Origin of the sequence: Corynebacterium marambiense (assembly GCF_016342275.1) — a bacterium.
Taxonomy (GTDB): domain Bacteria; phylum Actinomycetota; class Actinomycetes; order Mycobacteriales; family Mycobacteriaceae; genus Corynebacterium; species Corynebacterium marambiense.
The window spans coordinates 291,963-315,396 of the sequence record NZ_JAEIOT010000004.1 but is presented as its reverse complement, the minus strand read 5'-3'; the positions used below and the strand labels follow the sequence as shown (position 1 = coordinate 315,396).

General features: G+C 59.5%; 18 protein-coding genes. 12 read left to right on the top strand and 6 right to left on the bottom strand.

Features of this window, described 5'->3' with window-relative positions:
- Window positions 1–26: 26 nt before the first annotated feature.
- Window positions 27–707: a TetR/AcrR family transcriptional regulator gene (locus JDV76_RS01500; protein WP_232958705.1), complete on the top strand. Its 681-nt coding sequence runs from the start codon at window positions 27–29 to the stop codon at window positions 705–707.
- A gap of 121 nt (window positions 708–828) precedes the next feature.
- Here the strand turns inward: JDV76_RS01500 and JDV76_RS01495 are convergent, their stop codons facing one another.
- Window positions 829–1,458, bottom strand: a complete 630-nt coding sequence (locus tag JDV76_RS01495) for a hypothetical protein (protein ID WP_198735093.1) — start codon at window positions 1,456–1,458, stop codon at window positions 829–831.
- Window positions 1,459–2,285: 827 nt separating this feature from the next.
- Here JDV76_RS01495 and JDV76_RS01490 point away from each other — a divergent pair.
- Both JDV76_RS01490 and JDV76_RS01485 read left to right on the top strand, forming a co-directional pair.
- Window positions 2,286–2,735, top strand: coding sequence for a hypothetical protein (locus tag JDV76_RS01490; RefSeq protein WP_198735092.1), 450 nt, complete (start codon window positions 2,286–2,288; stop codon window positions 2,733–2,735).
- Window positions 2,736–2,755: 20 nt separating this feature from the next.
- Window positions 2,756–3,103, top strand: coding sequence for a hypothetical protein (locus tag JDV76_RS01485; RefSeq protein ID WP_198735091.1), 348 nt, complete (start codon window positions 2,756–2,758; stop codon window positions 3,101–3,103).
- Here JDV76_RS01485 and JDV76_RS01480 read toward each other — a convergent pair.
- The gene (locus tag JDV76_RS01480) at window positions 3,071–3,679 is read right to left on the bottom strand and encodes a recombinase family protein (RefSeq protein WP_198735090.1); all 609 of its coding nucleotides are present in this window, start codon (window positions 3,677–3,679) and stop codon (window positions 3,071–3,073) included. The genes JDV76_RS01485 and JDV76_RS01480 overlap by 33 nt on opposite strands.
- 621 nt (window positions 3,680–4,300) lie before the next feature.
- Between JDV76_RS01480 and JDV76_RS12425 the strand changes: the two genes are divergently transcribed.
- Window positions 4,301–5,386, top strand: a complete 1,086-nt coding sequence (locus JDV76_RS12425; protein WP_232958704.1) for a ribbon-helix-helix protein, CopG family — start codon at window positions 4,301–4,303, stop codon at window positions 5,384–5,386.
- 75 nt (window positions 5,387–5,461) lie between these two features.
- On the opposite strand, the gene leuA is transcribed toward JDV76_RS12425, so the two are convergent.
- Window positions 5,462–7,303 (bottom strand): 2-isopropylmalate synthase, encoded by a 1,842-nt coding sequence (gene leuA, locus JDV76_RS01470; protein WP_198735089.1) that lies wholly within the window; start codon window positions 7,301–7,303, stop codon window positions 5,462–5,464.
- A 483-nt stretch (window positions 7,304–7,786) separates the two neighbouring features.
- On the opposite strand from leuA, the gene JDV76_RS01465 reads away from it, so the two are divergent.
- A complete protein-coding gene (locus tag JDV76_RS01465; protein ID WP_198735088.1) occupies window positions 7,787–8,638 on the top strand; it encodes a GAF domain-containing protein in 852 nt (283 codons plus the stop codon).
- 294 nt (window positions 8,639–8,932) lie between these two features.
- On the opposite strand, the gene JDV76_RS12765 is transcribed toward JDV76_RS01465, so the two are convergent.
- Both JDV76_RS12765 and JDV76_RS01460 read right to left on the bottom strand, forming a co-directional pair.
- Window positions 8,933–9,055 (bottom strand): hypothetical protein, encoded by a 123-nt coding sequence (locus JDV76_RS12765; RefSeq protein ID WP_255520403.1) that lies wholly within the window; start codon window positions 9,053–9,055, stop codon window positions 8,933–8,935.
- Between the two features lie 112 nt (window positions 9,056–9,167).
- Window positions 9,168–10,022, bottom strand: a complete 855-nt coding sequence (locus tag JDV76_RS01460) for a DMT family transporter (protein ID WP_198735087.1) — start codon at window positions 10,020–10,022, stop codon at window positions 9,168–9,170.
- A gap of 172 nt (window positions 10,023–10,194) precedes the next feature.
- Between JDV76_RS01460 and JDV76_RS01455 the strand changes: the two genes are divergently transcribed.
- From JDV76_RS01455 to JDV76_RS01430, 6 genes are all read left to right on the top strand, one after another.
- Complete coding sequence (locus JDV76_RS01455) at window positions 10,195–11,460, top strand: aspartate kinase (protein WP_198735086.1); 1,266 nt, start codon at window positions 10,195–10,197, stop codon at window positions 11,458–11,460.
- A 77-nt stretch (window positions 11,461–11,537) separates the two neighbouring features.
- Window positions 11,538–12,569, top strand: coding sequence for an aspartate-semialdehyde dehydrogenase (locus JDV76_RS01450; protein ID WP_198735085.1), 1,032 nt, complete (start codon window positions 11,538–11,540; stop codon window positions 12,567–12,569).
- A gap of 596 nt (window positions 12,570–13,165) precedes the next feature.
- A complete protein-coding gene (locus JDV76_RS01445; protein ID WP_198735084.1) occupies window positions 13,166–17,266 on the top strand; it encodes a vWA domain-containing protein in 4,101 nt (1,366 codons plus the stop codon).
- 181 nt (window positions 17,267–17,447) lie between these two features.
- Window positions 17,448–19,004 (top strand): SpaH/EbpB family LPXTG-anchored major pilin, encoded by a 1,557-nt coding sequence (locus tag JDV76_RS01440; RefSeq protein ID WP_198735083.1) that lies wholly within the window; start codon window positions 17,448–17,450, stop codon window positions 19,002–19,004.
- 155 nt (window positions 19,005–19,159) lie between these two features.
- A complete protein-coding gene (locus JDV76_RS01435; protein WP_198735082.1) occupies window positions 19,160–20,119 on the top strand; it encodes a class C sortase in 960 nt (319 codons plus the stop codon).
- On the top strand, window positions 20,116–20,958 hold the full coding sequence (locus tag JDV76_RS01430; protein WP_198735081.1) for a SpaH/EbpB family LPXTG-anchored major pilin: 843 nt from the start codon (window positions 20,116–20,118) through the stop codon (window positions 20,956–20,958). Before JDV76_RS01435 ends, JDV76_RS01430 begins: the two co-directional genes overlap by 4 nt.
- A 52-nt stretch (window positions 20,959–21,010) precedes the next feature.
- Here JDV76_RS01430 and JDV76_RS01425 read toward each other — a convergent pair whose 3' ends face one another.
- The gene (locus JDV76_RS01425) at window positions 21,011–21,607 is read right to left on the bottom strand and encodes an RNA polymerase sigma factor (protein WP_198735080.1); all 597 of its coding nucleotides are present in this window, start codon (window positions 21,605–21,607) and stop codon (window positions 21,011–21,013) included.
- A gap of 218 nt (window positions 21,608–21,825) precedes the next feature.
- On the opposite strand from JDV76_RS01425, the gene JDV76_RS01420 reads away from it, so the two are divergent.
- The gene (locus JDV76_RS01420) at window positions 21,826–23,388 is read left to right on the top strand and encodes a catalase (RefSeq protein ID WP_198735079.1); all 1,563 of its coding nucleotides are present in this window, start codon (window positions 21,826–21,828) and stop codon (window positions 23,386–23,388) included.
- Window positions 23,389–23,434: the final 46 nt, after the last annotated feature.

Genomic DNA, 23,434 nt, shown 5'->3' with positions numbered 1-23,434 from the left:
GGTCGGTGCGCAGGTATCGGGGATTCATGACTAATCTGGACGGCATGATCCCGATGAGTTCTCCCCACCACCCGGTGCGCCGGGTCGGACGTAAGACGGGCCCGAAGCCCAGTTTTTCGGTCGAGGATGTTGTGGATGCTGCGTTGGAGATCGGTATTGCGCGTTTCACCCTGGCTGAGGTGGCGAAGCAGATCGGGGTATCGACGTCGGCGGTGTATCGCGTGTTCGATAGCAGAGATGATCTCGTTGATGCGTGTCTGGCGCGTGGAGCGGCGTCAGTGGAGTGGCCGGACGCCGCCGCTGGATCGTGGCAGGAGCTGCTGAGACAGTGGGCGGAGACGACGTGGATGGTGTGTGAACGGTATCAGGGTCTGGATCAGGTTCTGTTCACGTTCCCCGGGGCGTTTCGTCACATCCAGGGAATCGCCAGGACGCTCGTCGATGCGCTTCATGAATTTGGGTTCACTGAATCCCAGGCTCTGTTCGCACTGGATTTCATCGGGGACACGGTGATATCCACGCACATCAGCATTTCTACGATGCGAGGCACGGGGGAGGACGGCCGGACAGGGTTTGAGAAGTTGGTCGAGGTGGCGCAGAAGGATGATGCGTTCAAGCCACAGGAGTCCTGGATCGGGAGGGGATTCCTGGACTCGAAGCTCGATTTCATCATCGCGGGTCTGGAGGGTCGGCGGCCGGAGGTGTAACCGGGTTTACCTGTGCCAGCAAGAAGAACGACACCCCACCCCGGTTCGTGACCGGGATGAGGCGTTTCTTGGGACGTGAAAAGCCCCCAGCGGCGTTGCTGGCGGCTTTTTGGAGGGAGGGTTACCTGTCTGCGGTGGTTTTCTTGGTTGCAGTCGGCCGGGTGGTTTTCCTGGTGGTCTTGCTGGCCGCGGCGGCGGCTTTGGTGCTGGCCAAGATGGTGTCGATGGTGGCTTGCATCCGCGACAGCTCGGCCTGGTGCCTTTCCTCGTCACGCTGCCGTTCGGTTTCCAGCATCTCGGCTTTGGTCTCGCCGCGCTCCTGGACGCGGGTTATCTCGGTAGTCAGGCGGGCGATTTCAGCGCGGGCGGCGGCCAACTCCGCCCGTAGCTCTTCCAACTCCTCGTTGGCGGCTGTGCGTTCGTCCTCGGCCTGGCGGGCGGCTTTTTGGGCTTCTTCCACCCGCATGGCTTCACGCTCTGCCTGATCGGCGCGGGCCTCGGCACATGCTTGTTCGATCATGGCCCGCATGGTCGCCACGATCATGGCTTCTTGGTCGCTGGTGTCGGTGACCGGCCCTGCGGCTGCTGTCGCGTTCGCCGTCTCCCTCCACTGCTTGACCACCTCGGCGGCGATCCCGTTGTCGGTGCGCGCCATTTTCCGCACCTTCGCCACGGTCACAGCACCGGGGCCTTCCGTGTTGACCAGATGCGCGATAGCGGCGTTGAGCCGCTGGCGGGGGCTGTCGGTCATGGTCGGGGCGTAGCGGTCGGACAGGAGGGGACTCCTAGGGAAAACGGCGCGGAAAAGGGATACTAACCATCATACCACCAGAATAATAATAAGCCGATACGAGCCGTATTATTATGGTGTTATGGTTGTGTTGGGGTGTTTTCGGGTGGTTGGTGCTGGTTGTCGTGTGGTGGCTGTCCCGGTCGTGGTGGTCGCACTAGAAACCACTGTTCAGCCCCGTGTCAGATTGGCGCACAGCCCTCTAGCTGTGGTCATGTGTGGCTGCCTGAAGCCGGGTTTTCCGGTGATCCTGTTTTCACTGTTCGTCCCACTGTGACAAGTTGGCAGTCAGCCTCTGAGCTGCATAGGTGGGGCGATTGCCGGCGGACGGCATTTCGCCAATGTGAAGCCCGTTTTGTGGGCGGGTGCGGCGGCTTCTTTCCCGGCTGGTGAGAGTAATAACGCCGGTCTGGCCTGACCGGTCGATGGTGGCGAATGGAAAAGCGCTGTTCGGTCAACTATGCCATTTTGGCAGTCGTGTCCTGGCCTGATAGCTGGTCGAGTGTGGACCATTTTCAAGATGTGGAGAAAGCCCCCGTTACCAGTTCTATTCGGGGGTAGAATAGCCCGGATAGGGGGTGGTGCGGGGTGATTTTATACACGCATCTATTGGAAATCTGTTTCCAAACGCGATAGGTTCTCGACTGCCGGGGACGACAAGTATTCTCGACCGGAAAGGCGTGATCGTGATGCAATTTGGGTATGTCCGACCGTGTCGGCATACGGTGAAGACGAGACGTTGTGTGGTGGCGGCAATTACGGCCATCTCTCTCGCAAGTGGATTCATCGTGCCAGCCAACGCAGGCGTTTTGATGACTGGCCGTGCAGGTAATACGACGGCGGCCGGGGACCGTTCCGAAGATGCAAATTTGGACACTATAGAAGAAGCTCTTACTTGGCTTGGTGATGCGAGTCCGGAAGAGATACGTAGGGCTTTTGAAAATAGGAATGCTTTCGGGGAAGATCGTGGAGTCCTACTCCCTGGCCCTACAGCGATTGTCGGATGTGTTCTCAATGCCGCGTGGGTGTTCCGTGACGGCTACGATGCGGATCGAATCTACTATCAATTAGCGGACCTTGTTATGGGATGTGCTGGCATCCCATTCGCTTCCGGTTTGACTACGAAAGTCGCGAAGCTGATTTGGAAGAACCGTCAACGGATCGCAGCCGCGCTGGGTGTTGTCGGCATCACAGCAGCCCAGCTTGCTCCGTTCTTGAATGCACCTGAGCCGGAGTGATGCGGTCCGGGTCTGTTGCGGTGGCCACTGTAATACTGGCCGCCATTGGTTCATTGTCGCTGGCTCTGGCCTACTTTGGCGGCGGCTCTGGTGCCTCGTCCTTCGAGTATTGGTACTTCTCGGCGTCGGCCACGGTGGCGGCGGGTGCTGTACTTGCCTACCAGTACTGGAAGTGGCTTCTCCCTGACGGTGATGGCCGGGGAGAGCCGGTAGTCATCGCAGCGATCTGTGGTCTCTTCGCGATTGGTTGCGTGGTGACCGCTGTGCTGGATCTCCAGTCAAAAGGGATGGTCACGTTCTTTTCGATTGGTGTGGCGGCCAGTGTGCTGGCAGCTTCAAACGTAGCGTGGAAACACCGCCGTTCGTAAACCGTAGTTGCCAGTATTGCGCGGGAATGGCCTAGTTGAACCGTGCTGGTTAAGGGCGGTGATGATGGCGGTGCGGCTGACTCCACACAGTTCAGCTAAACGCCGTTGGGATTCCCCGGCTGCGTGTAGCTCGCGGGCGCGGTCGGCCTGGGCGGGGGTTAAGGCCTTGGGGCGGCCACCGATCCGGCCGCGTTTGCGTGCGGCTTCTAGTCCTTGCATGGTGCGGTCTCTGAGCCGGTCGGCTTCTAGCTCGGCAAGGGATGCGGCTAGCCGGTAGAAAAATTTTCCTTCACTGGTTGATGTGTCCACCCCGAGTCGAAGAATTTTCAACCGCACTCCACGCTGTTGAAGTTCCTCGGCGGTGTGAATGACCTCTACGGTGGTGCGCCCTAGCCGGTCTAGATCGCACACCACAAGGGTGTCGCCCTCGCTAAGCACTTCAAGACATGCCTGAAAGTTCGGGCGCTGCATCGTGCGCCCGGTGTAGTGGTCGGTGTAGATGTGCTCGACACCAGCGGCTGTTAGTTCGTCTGTTTTGCCGGTCGGTTTTCTGCGTCCTGGTCGATACCCTCGCATACCCGTAAACACTCACACCCCGACCCTACCGGTTAACAGGCGGGGTTTAACAGACCACCCAGCAGGTAAAACAGTAGCCGGTTTACGCGCGTCTCCAAGTAGCTCTAAAACGATGGGTTTAACGCCAGTGAAAGAAGAAAGGGGCGCTTCTTTCTCTCTGTTGTGTCACGTTCTGGTGCGTTGTTCTGTGCTGTGTCTCCACCATTGTCACGGCCCAACCGGAGCGAAGCGGAGGACGGGAGCGCGCGTTAAAGGCGTGGGGGAGTCGCTACTTGTTGCCGGTTTGTGGGTGAGTGTTCTGCCGATAGTGTGGCCGGTTTTGTGTCCGTAGGTGGTCCGGTGTCGCGACTTTTTGTGGCACGGATCGGTCTTGTTGTGCTCGCCGGAGGCGACCGTCTGCGGCGGAAAAAGTGGGTAACTTTTGCTTCGAAGTGTGCCAGTTATCTGTGCGTGAAGTGCTTCGTAGTGTCGTAGCGGCGTGCGTTTTCTCGCCTTTTTCGGCAACAGTCGGGGCTTCACTTACGGTCTTTGTCAACCGTGACGGAACCAGTTGTAGGTGTCCGACTGGGGGTTGCTTGCTACTTCCGTCGCTTCTTCTTTTTATTTTTCTTCTGAGGTCTGATGATTCCTACACCGGCGGGGCGGGGCGAGTTCTCCACCGGTGGGGTGGGTTCTTCATACTTCCATGCGAGCACGGAGTCCCCCTCCCGGAGCGCGGCTCTTAGCCGATCCGCGCGCACACTAAGCGCGACTTCAGCAAGCCACTTCGGGTTCCGTTCGATCATCGCGGACACTTCCAGTGTCGAGATTCGCGCGGAACGTGACGCGGCAAGCCGTGCCTTTTCGGCTTCCGCTTCCACTTCAGCACGCCACTTTGCGGCCGCTCGCTCACGAGAAGCTCGCGCCCTGCACGCCCCCGAACAGTACCGCGCGCGTTGGCCGCGCGGGTCTGGACACGGAGGTATCGGCCCGCCACATTGCGCACACATCGCGCGATCTTGCTCACTCACTCTCGCTCACCGCCCCTTCCACTTCCTGATCTCCGGTCACCTTTCGGCGCTCTGCGTAGATGAATCTACGCGCACGTGCGTTAAAAATTCTGCCTTTCGTGAACGGTTACTCGCCAGTAAGTCGCCGCTGGTCAAAGGAGTTTTCGTGCCCTTCACTTGGAGGTCATACTGTGTATTGCATTTTGGGGTTTTTCGGTGGGGTTTTCCGTGGGTTTGGTGTGCTCGCCCGGTGCGCGTTTTTTCATGCGGTGTGCGCGTTCCTCTGGCGTGCCAGGTGTGCGCGTGCGAATGGTCTGATCCCGCGCCCCTTCGCCTGCTGCGTGCCTGCCCTGCACTGCCCGCTGAGATCCTTGTGGAGATACCGGGGAAGTGTAAACATGTTTACATAAGTGGTGTTGTGAGTCTTCGGCTTACGGATGATGAGAAAAACCGGTTGGATGCACTGGCGGAAAAAACAGGACGCCCGCGCGCGTTCTACATCCGTGAAGCGTTGGGTAAGTACCCCTTGACGAGTTGGAGCATGTCTACTCGGTGCGTGCCGAGCATGAAGCCGCGCGTCGCCGGGAGCGTGCGACCGTCTCACTCGAAGAGCGTGAGCGAGAGCGGTTGGAGGATTGAGTTCATCCCACACCCCAAGCACCCGTACAAAAAGAAAAGCAGACTCAACACGTGGTGTTGGGTCTGCTGTGTGAAGTAGTCGGCCTTGATGATCCCCGCGTTCGCGGTCAAGTCGAGGCGTGTGGGTGACGCCGTTTGGTTCTGTAGGGTGCGGTTACGCTCCGGTGAAAGCGAGGTTCTTCACGTTCGCCCGGTTGACGGCCGAGGTGATGGCCTTCAGTGATGCGTAGGTGATGGAGCCCGCGATGCCGACGCCCCAGACACGGGTGCCGTTGACGTCCGCGTAGATGTAGGCTGCGGCCTCGGCGTCATCACCGGCGGTGCGGGCGTGCTGGCTGTAGTCCTGCACCTCAACATCAATGCCCAGTGCTTCGAGGGCGTTGGCGTACGCCGCGACGGGACCGTTGCCGTGGCCAGTGACCGTCTTCTCCTCGCCGTTGTGGATGACGTGCGCGGTGACGGAGGCCTGGTCATTTTCGGTCTCGGCGGCGTCGACGCGCACGGATACCTGCTCCAGCGGGGCCCGCTGATCCAGGTACTCACCGGCGAAGATGTCCCACATGCTCTTCGAGTTCACCTCGCCGCCCTCGGCATCGGTGACGGCCTGCACTGCGGCGGAGAACTCCACCTGCATCGGGCGGGGCAGTGCGATACCGTGATCGGTCTTCATGATGTAGGCGACGCCGCCCTTGCCCGACTGGCTGTTGACGCGGATCACGGCCTCGTAGGTACGGCCCACATCGCGCGGATCGATGGGCAGGTAGGGAACCTCCCAGACGGATCCGCGCAGTTCCTCGGGAGAGACGTCGGTGTGCGTGGCACCCGCGCGGACACCGGCGGCCATCGCGTCCAGGCCCTTGTTGATGGCGTCCTGGTGAGAACCGGAGAACGCGGTGAACACCAGGTCACCGCCATAGGGGTGACGCTCGGGCACGCGGAGTTGGTTGCAGTACTCCACCGTGCGGCGAATCCGGTCGATGTCCGAGAAGTCGATCTGCGGGTCGACGCCCTGGGTGAACATGTTCAGGCCCAGGGTGACCAGGCAGACGTTGCCGGTGCGCTCACCGTTGCCGAACAGACAGCCCTCGATGCGGTCGGCGCCGGCCATGTACCCCAACTCGGCTGCTGCGACACCCGTACCCCGGTCGTTGTGGGGGTGCAGGGAGAGGATGACGGAATCGCGCTTAGCCAGGTTGCGGTGCATCCACTCGATGGAGTCGGCGTAGACGTTCGGGGTGATCATCTCCACTGTGGAGGGCAGGTTCAGGATCACCGGGTTCTCTGGGGTCCCCTCCAGGACATCGACGACGGCGTCGCACACCTCCTTGGCGTAGGCGACCTCGGTGCCGGAGAAGGACTCGGGGGAGTACTCCCACCGCCAGTTGGTGCCCGGGTAGTCGGCGGCCAGGGACTTGACCAGTTCCGCAGCATCCGTCGCCAGCTTCTTGATCTGCTCCTTATCCTTGCGGAACACTACGCGGCGCTGCAGCTTGGAGGTGGAGTTGTAGAAGTGCACGATGACGTTCTTCGCGCCCTCGCACGCCTCGAACGTGCGCCGAATCAGGTGCTCGCGGGCCTGCACCAGTACCTGGATCGTCACGTCATCCGGGATGCGGTTGTTCTCGATGATGTCGCGGACGAAATCGAAATCCGTCTGGGATGCGGAGGGAAAACCGACCTCGATCTCTTTGAACCCCATCTCTACGAGCAGTTCGAACATGCGGCGCTTGCGTTCCGGGCTCATCGGGTCAATCAGTGCCTGGTTGCCGTCACGCAGATCCACCGCACACCACTGCGGGGCGCGGGTGATGCGCTGGTCAGGCCAGGTGCGGTCCGGCAGGCTGATCGGCTCCACTTCCTCGTGGAAGGGCTGGTAGCGGTGGATCGGCATATCGGATCCGCGCTGCATGTTCCAGGAGGCCTGATCTTCGGCACGCGGGCCGGAGGGGGTGTTGATGGTTGCGGGCGCTGAGATGAATGCGTCAGAGGGAGCCATGAGAGTTCAATCCTTTGTTGGACCCTTATATGAGGGCCGGTCGGTTGTGGTGGTGAAGTCACGACCGGCGGCAGAACTCTACTCCGCGACGGGGTGCCGGTCGTGTCAGACCTTGTTCCACCCGCCGCGGCGGCTAAGGAGAAGCGCTCGCTGCATGGGGCATACGGTACAACAGAACCTCGATTTTGGGAGAGCAATTCCACTATATGGACATTGCGGCACATTCGGAGTGCGGGGGGGCCTCGCCGTGCGGTCACCATTTTTCCTGTTCACGCCTTTTTTTACGGCATCTAAACGTATTTGCTCACCGCTGTGTTCTGAACATGTCGTCGCCATAAAATCTGTGCACGGGTGTGGTGCGGGGGTGGCGGATGGTTCGTTCGATGAAAGGGAATGGACTGCAATACCTCAAGGATGCAGACTTGCTAAGGGGATGAATTGGCCAGGGCGGCGGTTGTTATGAAAAGCACATGGAGGTGAGTGGTGGGCGGCGAGAAGAAAACCCCGGAGGAACGGATATCCCGGTTTCTTACTGATGCACCTGAGTGGTTGACCACAGCGTGTGTGACGATCGGGTCTTCGGCTACTTTCTACGCTTTCGGAAAGGGCGGCCTGGCATGGATGGTCATTTCCGGTGCCTTGTCTCTGATCGTCGGCTTGGGGCTCATCGGCCTCCGCTCCAAGCAGCAGAAGGCGGAGGATCGGAGTCGCAGTGACTGGGAGGAGGCTCTACGGGAGGAGATGCAGTCGGAGGTTGCGAAGCAGATTGAACAGGACGACAAGGCATTCCGCTGGGCGATGAACGAGTTGTCGGGCGCGATCCTGAAGACTGCGGATGGGATGAGCGATATGAGTGAGGAACCGCTTCGCCTCCAGATGGAATCTGTGCGGAAGATCATCCTGAACATGATTCGCCAGGACCTGGGGCCGACTGACGGGGTCCGTGCCTGTCTGTTTACGGTTAATCGTGATCAGTCATCGTTGTCCGCCTGGCAGGAGGATGGCCGGACCCGCGGAAAACTGTCGGACCGTGTATTTCGAAGGGGGGATAAGACTTTCGAGGACTCCCTCAAAGGTATCAATAGGTTTGAGAGAGATACTCTTAACACCCGTGTGCATGAAGAGTATGGTAGCGGCTATCAGACTTTCGCCACGTGGCCGTTGCTGATCAGCGGTACCCTCTACGGGATACTCACCATTGATGCGCCCGCTGCTGGTGATATAACCGACCATGATGTGGATATGTTCCGCACCTTCGCTGCGGTGATGTCATTGACGTTCGCCGTGGAGAAGAGTGCCCCCGGTATCCGGGCCGACACAGACGGTGCCGCTTGACGGACGATTGGTGTGTGGCATGGGATAATCGGAGGCAGAGTCTACTTTTTGAGGAAGTGCACAGTGAACAACAGGTCACGACCTACCGATGAGATGCTGCTGAGCAGGATGCGTCTGCTGGAGTGTGATCCGGAGCGGTACTACCGAGAGTTCCCGCGCGTGCCGTTCGGTTTTCAGGAGACTCGGCGTCCGCGAACTCAACCGCAGGAGTCGCATCCGCAGGTGTGAGAGACTCAGACGATTGAACCCCACCCCGGAACGCTGGGGGTGGGGTTCAATCGTCTGGTGCGTTGTTTATGCGGAGCCGGTTGCCGCTCGAACCCAGTCGATGAACGCGACGTAGGCGTCGATGGCGGCGGAGCCGGTGTCGCGAAGGCCCTCGACGACGACGGGGACGGGAATCGGGATGAAGGTCATGGTTCTCCTGGGGGTCGCGGGATCAGTTGTGGCGCACAGACCTGGGCCGGTGCCCACCGTTGACGATCCTAACGCTCTCGTGCAGCTCCGTGGGCCGTCAGACGGCAGTCCCCTAGCCGACACCCCGGCGGGAGAGCAGGAATGTCGAGATGATCATCGCGAGCAGAGCCAGCGCCATCCACGTCCAGCTCAACCCGCTCACCGAGAACTTCTCCCCGAGGACCGCGTAGCCCAGGACAAAAGCGAAGATCGGTTCGGTGACCGTCATCGCGGGGAGCGACTGGCGCAAGGCCCCGGCATTGAACGAGGACTGCTGGACCGCGGTCCCGAGCACGGCTCCCCCGAGCAGCGCGTAGGACTCCCAGCTCAAGAGAATCCCGGTGAAGCCCTGGTGGACCAAGATGTCGACGAATGCTTTGGACAGCACCGCCACATAACCCATCACACCGCCGGTGACCATTCCGAGTAGGAGCGCCTTCTGCCGCCGGATCCGCGTGTAGGCGAGCCTGTCGAGGCAGAACAACAGCGCACCACCTACGGCGAGCGCCGGGAGCCACCGGTTGAGGGGCGGCTCGAGCAGGCCCGGACTTGGCCGGCCGAGGATGACCAGCACCGCCACAGCGGCGGTCAGGATCAACGACCAGAATGTCTCGGCCTTGCTTATCCGGCGACCGTCATACACTGCGGACATCGGGAACGTGAACATGAGGGAGAGGACGAGGACCGGTTGCACGACGAGCAACGTGCCGAATCCGAGTGCCGCGATCTGCAACGCGTAGCCGAGCAACGCTGCGAACGTGCCGACCCACCACAGGGGGCGCCCGATCACCGCGACGATCGGGGCACTCCGGAGGCTCGTACCGTCGCCCGGGGCCTCCTCGGCGATCCGGTGCCGGATGACGGTTCCCCAGGCGATGGTTAGGGCGGAGGCGAGGGCGAACACCACGGCGATGACGTTGCTCTGCACCCGCTCCACGCTAGCGGATACGCTTGCTGGCACCCATATTCCGCCTGACTTACACTGCTCGCGTCGGTGGTCTCTGTGCGGCGGCGGTGCTCCGGTGGCGGGCTGGTGTGGTAGCGCCTTGTACGATGGTGTTGACTATTTCGTAACAGACATCAAACCCGAGAGGTGACGCGTGGCACTGGTCGTCCAGAAATATGGTGGGTCCTCGTTGGAGAGCGCTGAGCGCATCCGGCGTGTGGCTGAACGGATCGTCGCCACGAAGAAGCAGGGCAACGACGTCGTCGTGGTCTGCTCCGCGATGGGCGACACCACGGATGAGTTCCTGGATCTGGCCGCACAGGTCAATCCGGTCCCTCCCGCGCGGGAGATGGACATGCTCCTCACTGCAGGCGAACGCATCTCGAATGCGCTGGTGGCCATGGCCATCGAATCCTTCGGTGCGAAAGCTCAGTCCTTCACCGGATCGCAGGCCGGAGTGCTCACTACGGAGCGTCACGGTAACGCCCGAATCGTTGACGTCACCCCTGGCCGCGTCCGCGAGGCCCTCGACGAGGGCTGGATTTGTCTCGTCGCCGGTTTCCAGGGCGTGAACAAGGACACCCGTGACGTGACCACGCTCGGGCGGGGCGGTTCGGATACGACCGCAGTTGCCCTCGCCGCGGCCCTGGGCGCCGATGTCTGTGAGATCTATTCAGATGTAGATGGTGTTTACACGGCGGATCCCCGCATCGTGAAGAACGCCCGCAAACTCGATCAGCTGTGCTTCGAGGAGATGCTCGAACTCGCGGCGGTGGGATCCAAGATCCTGGTGCTGCGCAGTGTCGAGTATGCCCGTGCATTCGGCGTCCCGATCCGGGTACGCTCGTCCTACAGCAACGACCCCGGCACCCTCGTGACCGGCTCAATGGAGGATATTCCCGTGGAAGAAGCAGTTCTCACCGGCGTCGCAACCGATCGCTCCGAGGCAAAGGTCACTGTCCTCGGCATCCCGGATTCCCCGGGCGAGGCCGCCCGCGTGTTCCGGGTACTGGCGGACGCCGAGATCAACATCGACATGGTGTTGCAGAACATCTCCTCCCTGGAGGACAACCGTACTGATATCACCTTCACCTGCCCGCGAGCTGACGGGCCGCGTGCGGTGGAGTTGCTGAAGAAGCTGCAGGCCGAGGGCGCCTGCGAGAACGTCCTGTACGACGACCAGATCGGCAAAGTCTCTCTCGTCGGCGCAGGCATGAAGTCTCATCCCGGCGTCACCGCCGTGTTCTGTGAGGCCCTGCGCGACGCCGGCGTTAACCTGGAGCTGATCTCCACCTCGGAGATCCGCATCTCGGTGCTCATTCGTGAGACTGACGTCGAGGTCGCCGCACGCGCGCTCCACGATGCGTTCGAGCTGGGCGGCGATTCCGAAGCCACCGTCTATGCCGGTACCGGACGCTAACCACATTCCCGCTTTGTCGGTCATCCCAGATTTCCGGGGGTGACCGTCCGCACGTAGTACAAAGGAGTTCTGATTCCATGACCACTGTCGCCGTCGTTGGTGCAACCGGACAGGTCGGTCGCGTTATGCGCGCCATCCTTGAGGAGCGCAACTTCCCGCTGGAAACGATCCGTTTCTTCGCATCCGCCCGGTCCGCCGGAACCATGTTGCCGTTCCGTGGCGAGGAGATCGAGGTCGAGGACCTCGCGGAAGCGACCGAGGAGTCACTGAAGGGCATCGACATCGCCCTGTTCTCCGCGGGTGGCTCCACCTCGAAGAAGTACGCTCCGGTTTTCGCCGCGGCGGGTGCCACCGTGGTGGACAACTCCTCCGCGTGGCGCAAGGACGACGAAGTTCCGTTGATCGTCTCCGAAGTCAACCCGGAGGCGAAGGAAAACGTGGTCAAGGGCATCATCGCGAACCCGAACTGCACCACCATGGCCGCCATGCCGGTGCTCAAGCCGCTACACGACGCTGCCGGCCTCAACCGACTCCATGTCTCCTCATACCAGGCTGTCTCGGGCTCCGGAATCGCCGGTGTGGAGGCATTGGCGAACCAGATCGCAGAGGTCGGTTCCCGCTCCACCTCGTTGGCGCTCGACTCCTCGGCTGTCGCGCCGGAGGACACCTCCCCCTACGTCGCCCCGATCGCATTCAATGTAGTGGCCCTCGCCGGTAACTACGTCGATGACGGAAGCGGCGAGACCGACGAGGAACAGAAGCTACGCAACGAATCCCGCAAGATCCTGGGTATCCCAGGCCTGAAGGTCTCCGGGACGTGCATCCGCGTCCCAGTCTTCACCGGGCACACCCTGACGATCCACGCAGAGTTCGACCGGCCCATCACTCCTGAGGAGGCCACCCGGATCCTTGACGGCGCGCCGGGTGTGACCGTCGTAGACGTGCCCTCGCCGCTCGCCGCTACCGGCGGTGACGACTCCCTCGTCGGCCGGATCCGTCAGGACCAGTCCATTGATGATGGGAAGGGGTTGGTGCTCGTCGTTTCCGGCGACAACCTGCGCAAGGGTGCCGCTCTGAACACCGTCCAGATAGCTGAACTGCTGGTCTGAACGCAACCTTAAACCGAAGAAACGCCGCTCCTCTTTCAGGGGCGGCGTTTTCGTTTCCGGATGTCGGGACGGGCCCCAGGTCATGACAACCCAAACGTCCCGCTCTGCCGTATGTCGTAGATGTAACGCACTGAATCCCCATCTCCGATATATCCAGAGGAAACGCCGAAATACCTGCTCACGGTCTTTTTTCCGGTCGGCTGTGGGGAATATGAAGGATAGCTTTATGGAGGATGCGAAATATCTGCCCTAGAGGGGTAGGGTCTGTGTCATTTCACTAACTGGTCCTGCCGAGGGTGTATAGCCGGAGATATTGTAGATGCCGCCTTGGCATATGTGAAGATAAATGTTACCATCTTCTGAGAGTATCCTTTTTTATGCGCAGTGCCCAGCCGGAGCGACCACCATCGAACGGTATAAGGCAGATCAGACACAGAGTGCGCACTGAAGGCGCAGTATCAGTGCCTGCCAAGTAAACGAGTTTGCTGGAGAACAACCAAAGGGTCTTGGTTCTGTCGCGGAGCTGATTCCCCTGAAGCGAGAAAACAACCGTTCCATCGTCCCTGACGGTGGGTACGTCGAGAGGCACCAGAGTTTTGAGTGAGCAACAGAACTGCACCATCCCTGCGGGTGGAGTCACCTTCACCATAAAGCGAGTTTTCGCGTTGATCGCGACCGTGGCTCTCCTGATCGCCATTGTGGCTGTGCAGGTGTCGCCGAGAGATGCTTCCGCAGATGAGGTCCAGGAATCGCAGCGGCGCACCCCTGTGGAGACCCCGGAACGCGCATCTGCAGGTCTTCCGAATCGTGCGACTTCTCCGTGGGTACCGGTCGATGGGGCGGATACTCTCTCGGAAGCACCGGCCGCGGAATCGAGGATCATTGATTCGACGAGCGGACTCAATACACCGGAGCTTCAGACCTCGGCGCAGCAGGCCGGTCGGCTACCTCAGGAATACGAGGATGCCCTGGCGAACTGGCCCGAGGACGAGGCTAATGGCTTCCGTGAGTACTACTTAGAGAATCCGGATGAACTTGTCCATATCGACGTTCACCGGCTTATTCGCACTGCGGAGCCAGTAGGAACCTTTGATGTGAGAGTTGCCAAGAACGCTCCCAGAGCTGATCCCTCACTTCAATGTGGTCTCAAGATCGCCATTGTCTTTGATGTTTCGTCAAGTATTCCCGATGCTGATCCGAACGGAATACAGAAGATAAAAAAAGCGGCAGATAGCGTGATCGATCAGTTGGCTGGCACGTCAACCACACTGGGTCTTTACAACTTTGCTCAGCAAGCGAATGTTGTGCCTGAGGCAAAGTTCGGTCCCAAGATACTTACGGAATCGAATGCGAAAGAAGCGAAGGATAAAGTAGCTCAACTAACAAGTAAACCCAGCTTCCGGTCAACTGACTGGGCAGCAGGTCTCGAACAGGTGAGAGGTCAAGGCTATGACTCGGTCCTATTCGTCACGGATGGGCTCCCGAACAGACCAGGTAATGCTCCCGGCGACAACGCCGTAAGTTACTCTCTCAAGCAAGCTCAGCTAGTTGCAGACAGGCTGATTGAGGAAAACACCAAGATCATTCCGATCTATGTTGGGGAGGAAAAGCAAGTTTCCGTCGTCGTGCCCAACTGCAAGAAAATCTTACAGGGCGAGTGTACGACCGTGCATTGGGCGAGTGAAAACGCATCTCAGTCATTTTATTTGCCGTCTCTGCGGCCCAGGGGCGTTACCTATAGTGATAGGTTGGCAGGGGGCGGAGTGGTTCCGGAGAGTGAACTAAATAAGGTCTCCTGTCAGACAAGTAATAAATGGGCGGCTATAAGTAACCCATACGGTCTGGTCTACAAGCCGAATGCGTGTACGTATGGGGCATCAAATAATTATGTAACGACTCATGCTGTTTCAACCCCGAAACGCGTTACCGGAAGTCTTGCTCATGATGGTGAGGCAGTAGCTCTTTCCGATTTTTCCAAATTAGGAGAGGAGCTTCTCAAACAAACACAGGGTTGCATCGTCAATCCGCCGCAAGTAGATCCCGAAATAACCTTCTCCAAGTTGGTTCGGTCTCAGTCCGCCGCCGCCGTCGAAGCTAATAATAAGAGTGATGCATACGATCTAGGTAACGACAACGACTATCCAACTTTTCTTGTTGATTACAAGCTAACAAATACTGGCGATATCCCGGTTGGATATTTCGAGTTGGTTGACAATCAGCTCGAGGTTTCCTCTGGTGAATCTGGCCTTACGCTTGATGGTCTGAATTGCGGCGAGAATAATGATGTCGCCCTGAGTAGTGACAAGAAGACTGCTCGAGTGACGCTCAGGAATCCGTTGGTCCGTGGTCGGAGTCTCATCTGTACGCAGACGAAGAACATTGTTGACCTAAAGTTCCAGAATACGGATAACCCAGATGCTCCGATCAAATATTTCGGAAATGAGGCCACCGTAACGGCCAAGAAGAATGCGGGTGACAGTGGTGCTGCGACGGTCTCGGACAACGCTTGGGTTAAAGCGTCACCGAACCTGACTCTATTCAAGACCTTCCAGGGCGGTCCTACCCGCGTCGTAACCGGTCCCGTCGGCCAACGGTTCAACACCGAATACACTGTAGTGCTGACAAATTCCGGCTATGTCGACGGCAAAGTCCCTGAACTCACGGACACACCCAGGACCGCACGCGGCCTAAAAGTCATTGAGATGACCGCGTTCAATTCGCCGATAAGTAATACCGGCAATCTGGACGCGCAGAATGAGTTGATCGTTGGAGACCAGCCTGTTTCCTTGGTCGACATCGACGGTGATGGGCTGAACTGGCGCTTGGCTGACGATAAACTCCGGGTACTGAAGGCCCGCCACAAAGGCAACTTCCAGATCAAGGTCACCTATGAGGTCACCGAGGCTCTCCAAGGAGCCGACGCAGATTCCTACATCTGCGAAAAATCGCGCTCGAAAAACAACGTCGGCCGAGGTGTGAATAATACGATTTCCGCGAAGCAGGGAAACGGTATCGCTGAGGTGCGTAACGCGAACAACGCACACGTGTGTATTTCGATTCAACGCGCCGACGCGGCGGTGACGAAAAAGATCAATGATCAAGGAACACCCGTTAACCCCAGCCAGTCTGTGGATGATCAGAAAAGCGCCAAAACCATTTCAATTCCCCCGGGCGCATCAGAATTTAAAGTTTCTTACGTGATCCGCAACAACAGCGTGCGCGGCCCGAAGTACCTCAATGATCCAACGTCTGAACTTCCCAGGGGCGCTATCGTCTCCGCCAAGGTGACCGATTATGTCTTGGACAGTGCCGGTAACCGAACTACCAAGAAGGTGCCAGTTAAGAATCTCTCCTGTTCGGGTGAAAATACTCAAACCATCGGGACATATGACGCCGCAAGTGGAGTCGTAACTTTCAATCCGCCCCTCGCAAAAGAGGAGGAAGTGACCTGTAGTGGGACCGTAAGTACCGCGGAGCTTGATGCCGACGACATAGTTGACGGGATTCACGGTGACGAGGTAGTCGTCGTCCCGTCCTACGAGGTTGACAGTGATCAGGAACTCAATGGAAGCAGTGAGGCAGTCGGCTCTCCGATCAGTGACAAAGCCTGGTTGAAACTCCCCGCGACGTTCACTATGTCGAAGAACGCAGTGTCGGATACCGTTGTCGCGAGAGGAAGGAAAGGTGATACATTCACCGCCGCTTATAACGTGACGGTTAAAAACACCTCTGTGGTCGCGGGCACACCCGAATCGATTATTGAATCTCCTGCCCCAATCTCGGGGGTTAAAGCGATCAAAGTTGTAGCACGGAACACCGACGGCTCGAACACGCGGCTTCTTAGCAGCTCGAGCGATGTGACGCTCCAAGACAACTCGGATGGGACGTTCACACTCAACAAGTCGGAACTCGCTGCTATCCCGGGAAACTCCAATGCTAACGGAGACTCCCAGGCCACAATCGACGTGCTTGTGACGTATCAGATCACCTCAGAAGATGGTTTATCCGCTACCTCTGAGTACCTTGAATGTAGGGCTTCCGATAACGGACGTGGACTTCGGAATCGCGTCTACTTCCTAAGTGAACCGGATAACGACGCTGACGCTTGTATCTCTCTTGCTATTCCGCGGATCGAACTCGAAAAATTGATTAATGGTGAAAAAGCAGATGATAGAGATCACGCTACCGCGATCCTCCCCGGAGCTAAGGACGTAGAGATTGCTTATGCGGTGACCAACCTCGGTAAACCAGACATCGAGTGGTTCACCATCGGAGACCGCTACGGCGAGGAGGCACAGAGTGGTCGGAGTTTGTCGATCAGGGGCCTCCAGTGTGACCGGAATGTGGACATCGCCACTAGTGGTTCCTCGTCTGTGAAGGTCACTCCGGCTGCGCCACTAACACAGGGACAAACTATTACCTGCTCATGGCGAATTGAAAACGGCGAACGTATGAGGTACAACTCCGACGGCTACCACGTCAACACCGCTACGGTTAACGCAAGTTTCATGCAGAGTAATAGTCAGTCCACTAACCCGGACATAATCAGTAGTGACAGGGCCTGGGCTGTTCAACTACCCGCACTAGATGGGCTTCTTCCGAAGTCAGGCGGCTTCGGCGTTGCCCCCTATGGGCTCGGTGCGCTGATTCTCTTTGCCGGTGCGTTCTTTATTAACCGTCGGGGACGTAAGGTGTAGAAAAGATGAACAAATCGTCGTCGATAAGACAGCGCGCAGGTCCTGCCGGTGTCGGTACCTCGTGGAAACTCGAGTAGATTCAACCGGTCGCGCTATTCCGGCTAGGCCGACAACGATCAGCATATTACGCACAAACGCGCCCAACTGGGCGCATCCTGAAAAGGAAAAGAAAGGTTTTACCATGCAGAACAACAAGCGCGCGCTGCGCGCCGCCACACAAGCCATCGTCGTCGCGATGGCCGTCACGACGGCGTCAATCGGTGCTCCCGCAGCGCTCGCGGTCCGCACCGCGCAGGCACAGATCGACGCCACCCACGACGTGTCTCTGACGATCAAAAAGCGCGTCAACGCCTACACGAAGAATGATCCAACGGGCAAGGAAGACACCAACGTTGGCGGAACCCCGCTCGCTGGCGTGACTTTCGAACTCAGGAAGATCCGCGCCGATATCAACACGGCAGCCGGGTTCAAGGCGGCAGCCGCCCTGACTCCCGAAAGCGCTGACACCACGGGAAGCACTCCGATTACGAAGACGACGGGTTCCGACGGAACCGTAGTATTCAGCAACACTGATCTCAGTGGCGTGGGTGCCTACGTCGTCACGGAGACCGATGCACCCGAGGGCGTCGTCAAGACAGATCCCTTCATCGTGTTCCTTCCGATGACCGATCCGGCGAACCTCAACAGCTGGAACTACGACGTCGTCGCATACCCGAAGAACACCCGTACGACAGTCACCAAGGAGATCGTTGACGGCCAGGATGCCAACGCCGGTGACATCATCAAATACAAAATCACCACGGCTCGCCCGCCCTTCGACAAGAACCGCTCATACCTCAGCTACTTCGCTTTCGAGGACCAGCTTCCGGATGAGTTGAAATTGACCAATACCGATGCGAACAAGGTGGTCGTCAAGATTGGCACGACGACTCTGACCGAAAGTGATGACTACGTAGTCAAAAGCCCGGTCTCCTCGACCGCCGGTAAGAGCCAAGACGTGGCAGTCGAGTTCACCAACGCGGGCCTTATCAAGCTGCGCGACGCTGGCGACGACGACGAGGTGAGCGTTTTGCTGCCTGCGACGGTCCAAAAGATCGGAACGTTCGACGGCAAAACTGCCAACGAAGGTACCGTCTCGTACAAGGTGAAGCCCATCAGTGATCCGTCCAACCCGGGCGGCGATTCCGACGACCCGGCAAACCCGACCAATCCTGGGTCGATCGTCCCGAACAAGCCCACCGACCCCGCGGGTGGCACGAGCCCCAAGGTGCCGGCCCGCTGGGCGAACATCAAGATCAACAAGGTCTCCGAAGACGCCACCAAGCTCGCCGGTGCGGAGTTCAAGCTCTACCGTTGTACGGATGCCAGCACCTTTATGTCTACTGCGCTGACCGTCGGCGGACAGTCCTCCTGGACCACCGAAGGTAGTGAAGGTTCGATCCTGATCGAATCTGTCCGCGTTCCCGAGTCCGGCTCGTACAAGTACTGCCTCGAGGAGGTCAAGGCTCCGGAGGGGCATGAACTGCTCGTTGAGCCGATCGTCGTCGAGGTGACGGACACCACCGTGGATAGCGGAACGGAACAGAAGACGATTGAGAAGAGCATCACCAACCTCAAGAGCACCTCGTCGAAGCTGCCGGCGACAGGTGGCGCCGGTGTGGGTCTGCTGATGGCACTCGGTGCTTCGATTCTCGGACTCGGCGCTTTCGCTGCGAAGCGTTCCTCACGGAAGTCCTAGGGACTCTCCGGCAGTAACTCTGCGGTTTTCTCCAGTTTTGGAGTAATCGAAGATCCGGTGGGTATCAGCCTTGTGCGATACTCACCAGAATAGGCCCGTGGGGAGCCTTCGATCCCCACCATTTTTAGTTAGATTTCTTTGATCTGGAGTATTGGATGTCGCACGAAGTACTAACCGAAGTCTCGCCTGGAGCGGGTACTACGGGCGAGCGGAAGCGAAAAGCTTCGGCGATCCTTCTTCCGGCACTCCTGATCATCGTGGGCGTCGCCGTCTTGGTCTATCCCGTTGTATCCACACAATGGAACAACTACCGTCAGACCGAAGTGGCGAAGCGCTACTCCGAGGTCATCCAGGAGCAGGCCCCCGAGAAGCTCAGCGAACAAGTAGAGCGTGCACGGCAGTACAACAGTGAGCATATCGACGGTCCGATCCTCGACCCCTGGCTGTCACGAGTCAGTAAGGACAATCTGGCGTACCAGGAGTATCTTGGCCAACTCAACACGGACTACGCGATGTCGCAGATCGTCATCCCCAAAGCGGAGGTCAATCTGCCCATCTATCACGGGTCCGACGACCGGACCCTGCAGAAAGGCGTCGGTCATCTCTTCGGTTCAGCACTCCCCGTCGGTGGCGAGGGAACCCATGCCGTTCTCACCGGGCACACCGGACTGACCAACGCCACGCTATTCGACAACCTCACCAAATTGAAGGAAGGCGACGCCTTCTATCTCAACACCTTCGGCGAGCGCATGAAGTATCAGGTTGACCAGATCAAGGTGGTCTTACCGGAAGAAACCGACGATCTTCGTGCTGTTCCCGGCCGCGATCTGGTGACTTTGGTGACCTGCACTCCCTACGGCATCAACTCCCACCGTCTCCTGGTGCGCGGAACGCGGGTGCCTCTTGATCCGGTCGAGGAACGGGAAGCCTTCAAGGAGACCGGCGGCATTGTCTGGCAATGGTGGATGATCGCCGCCCTCACCGCCGCGGCGCTCGCACTGCTCTTGCTGCTCCTATGGCTGTGGCGTGCTTTGTTCGGAGCCGGGAGAAGAAACGAACCCCGTGGACGGCACTCAATGTCCGGAAACGATGACAAGGACAGGTGGACGCTTTGACGCACACACACGATCTGAAAAGACGAGCAGCCACCGTTGCGCTGATTGGAGCCCTGTTGTCGGTTGCAGTCTCGCCGCTCGCAACGGCTGAGGTTGTTACCGGAAACGTCGGGAAACTGAGCATCGCCGCTATTCAGGCTGATCGTACAGTCCGCCTTGTACTTCACAAGAACGCCGGCAACCCGTTCGACGAGGTCCCGGAAGACACCCCACCGCCGGGAGGGGTGGCAGGGGCTACCTTCACGGTCGACAGGCTCGGCGGATACGACCTCAAAGACCAATCGGTGTGGGATTCATTTCCGGCTCTTACCGTCGAAGACACCCTGTCTGCCCCCGTCATCGAAGAATATACGGCCGTAACGAACAGCGACGGTGACGCGGTGTTCGAGACGCTACCTCAGGGGCTCTACCGGGTGCGGGAAACTCCCCCACCAGATCCGTCAAAGGATTTCAAAGTCTCCGCGCCCTTCCTCATTGTGTTACCACTAGCGGACGTTGACGGAACCACCTGGTCCTATGACGTGCGGGTTGTTCCGAAGAACAAACCCACGGTCATTCCACCCGGTTCCACCGGTTCCTCGGACGGAATTATCATTCCGATGCCCATTCCGATTCCCATCCCTGGAGGCTCGGGATCGTCGTCCCCGGCACCAACGGTGAAGGAATCCACAGTTCCGGAATCACCACAGGTTCCCACTCCGGACCCCGAAAAAGGGCCGACGAAGGGAATCGCCAGGTATCTGCCCGAGACCGGTGCGAATGTCGTCAGCCTGTCCGTGATCGGTCTGTGTCTCGTGCTACTTGGAATGTTCCTCGTCCGGCGCCGCCGGTCAGATTAGAAGCCGATAGCGCAGCGGTATCGTTGCCAGCGATCGGATCGCGATCGCGCCGCTACAGTACCCCGCGCCGGTTCTCCCCAGGGCCGGCGCCGGTACCCGGCTCGACGGCAGCCGTAATATCGGCCCGCGCCCGAGCGACCCGAGAACGGATCGTACCCGTGCGGACCCCGGCGATCCTCGCCGCTTCGTCATAGGTGTAGCCGAGCACCTGGGTGAGGATCAACGCCTCACGGCGATCCTCCGGGAGCGCGTCAATCAACATACGGGCATCGACCCATTCGGTCCACGAGTCAGAGGTTGCTGAACCGGCGGCCGCGTCCTGGTACTCGACGGTAGATTTCCGGGGGCGGGCCATGTCGTGGCGGATGTTATCCACCCAGACGCGACGCGCGAGGGAGAGAATCCAGGTGCGCGCAGATGACCTCGCGGCGAACCGGGGCAGCGCGCCCATCACCCGGAGATAGGTCTCCTGGGTGAGATCATCAGCGATGTCGGGACCCCCGAGGTGCGCGAGCAGGCGCCACACATCCCCCTGGGTGGCGGAGACGAAATCCGCCAGGGCGGCGCGGTCCCCGCGGCCGGCCTTGAGTGCCAGCTCGGTGACCTGCGCGTCCCGCTGCGCCCGATCGCTCTCACCTGAAGACTTCACATCCTGGAATATACCAGCGCACAGGTGAGCCGCCGCGCCCGCATGTCCGTCGGTCAGGGGTGTCGGCCGCGTGCATCCGTCGAAAGTTGGTACTTGGTCGGATCGCTGGCATGTCGCGATTAAATGGCATAGACTTTGAGTCACCAGCAACCGATAAGTAAACCTAAGGGTTGCTTCACCTACACCTCACACCAGCCCAGTCGAGGAGACTCACCCGCATGACCAATCACAACGAAAATACCGGCACCCCGAGCGTCGACGACATCGTCGCCGCCGGCCAGTGCCCGGTCGCCCACGGTTCCACCACCAGCCTCGCCGGAGCACCGGTCCCGAGCGAGAACCACTCGGTCACCCAGGGGCAGCAGGGAAGCGTCGACCTGCGCGACTTCCACCTCATCGAGAAGCTCGCCCACTTCAACCGCGAGCGCGTCCCAGAGCGTGTCGTCCATGCCAAGGGCTCCGGTGCCTTCGGCGAGCTGACCGTCACCGAGGACGTCTCGAAGTACACCTGCGCCGCCCTCTTCCAGCCCGGTACCGTCACTCCTATGCTGGCCCGCTTCTCCACTGTCGCCGGCGAGCAGGGTTCCGCCGACGCACTGCGCGACGTCCGCGGATTCTCGCTGAAGTTCTACACCACCGAGGGCAACTACGACCTCGTCGGCAACAACACCCCCGTCTTCTTCATCCGTGACGGAATCAAGTTCCCCGACTTCATCCACTCCCAGAAGCGCATGCCCGGCAGTGGCCTGCAGGACTGGAACATGCGGTGGGATTTCTGGACCCGTACGCCCGAGTCCTCTCACCAGGTCACCTACCTCATGGGGGACCGTGGTATCCCGAAGGACTTCCGGCACATGGACGGATTCGGTTCCCACACGTACCAGTGGGTCAACGAGGACGGTGAACGCTTCTGGGTGAAGTACCACTTCAAGACCCGTCAGGGTTGGGAGACCCTCACCGACGCCGAGGCCGCGGAAACCGTCGCCGCCAATCCGGACTCCGCCCGCGAGGACCTTTACACCGCTATCGAGAACGGTGACTACCCGACATGGGACGTCAAGGTGCAGATCATGCCGGTCGGCGAGGCGGAGAGCTACCGCTTCAACCCCTTCGACCTCACCAAGACCTGGTCCCAGAAGGACTACCCGCTGATCCATGTGGGTCACTTCACCCTGAACCGCAACCCACGCAACTTCTTCGCACAGATCGAACAGGCCACTTTCGCGCCGTCGAACCTGGTGCGCGGCATCGGCTTCTCGCCGGACAAGATGCTCATCGCCCGTGGTTTCGCCTACGCCGACGCCCACCGCTACCGCGTTGGGGCGAATAGCGAGCAGCTTCCGGTCAACCGCCCCGTCTGCCCGGTCAACAGCTACTCGCAGGACGGCTCGATGACCTACGAGTTCGCCGCCCCCGAGCAGCCCGTCTACACCCCGAACCAAACCCAGCGTGAGGGTGGCTACCTGGACGACGGCGAGACCTCCGGTTCCGGTGTCACCGTCGGTATCGCCGGTGACCTCGGCCTGTGGGACACCCACGGCACGGACTTCACCCGCGGCGCCTACGTGCAGCATGCCGAGGACGGCGACTTCGTGCAGGCCGGAATCCTCGTCCGCGAGGTTCTCGACGATGCCGCCCGCGAGCGTCTCGCAGGCAACATCGCGCGCACCATGGATGGCCTGACCAGCGAGGTGGAGAAGAACGTCTACCAGTACTGGACCAATGTCGACGAATGGCTCGGCAACCGCGTTCGCGAACTCCGTTCTGACGCCGCCAGCTAGTCACCTGGTGTGAGCTGGACGGCCCCGGGACTTCGGTCACGGGGCC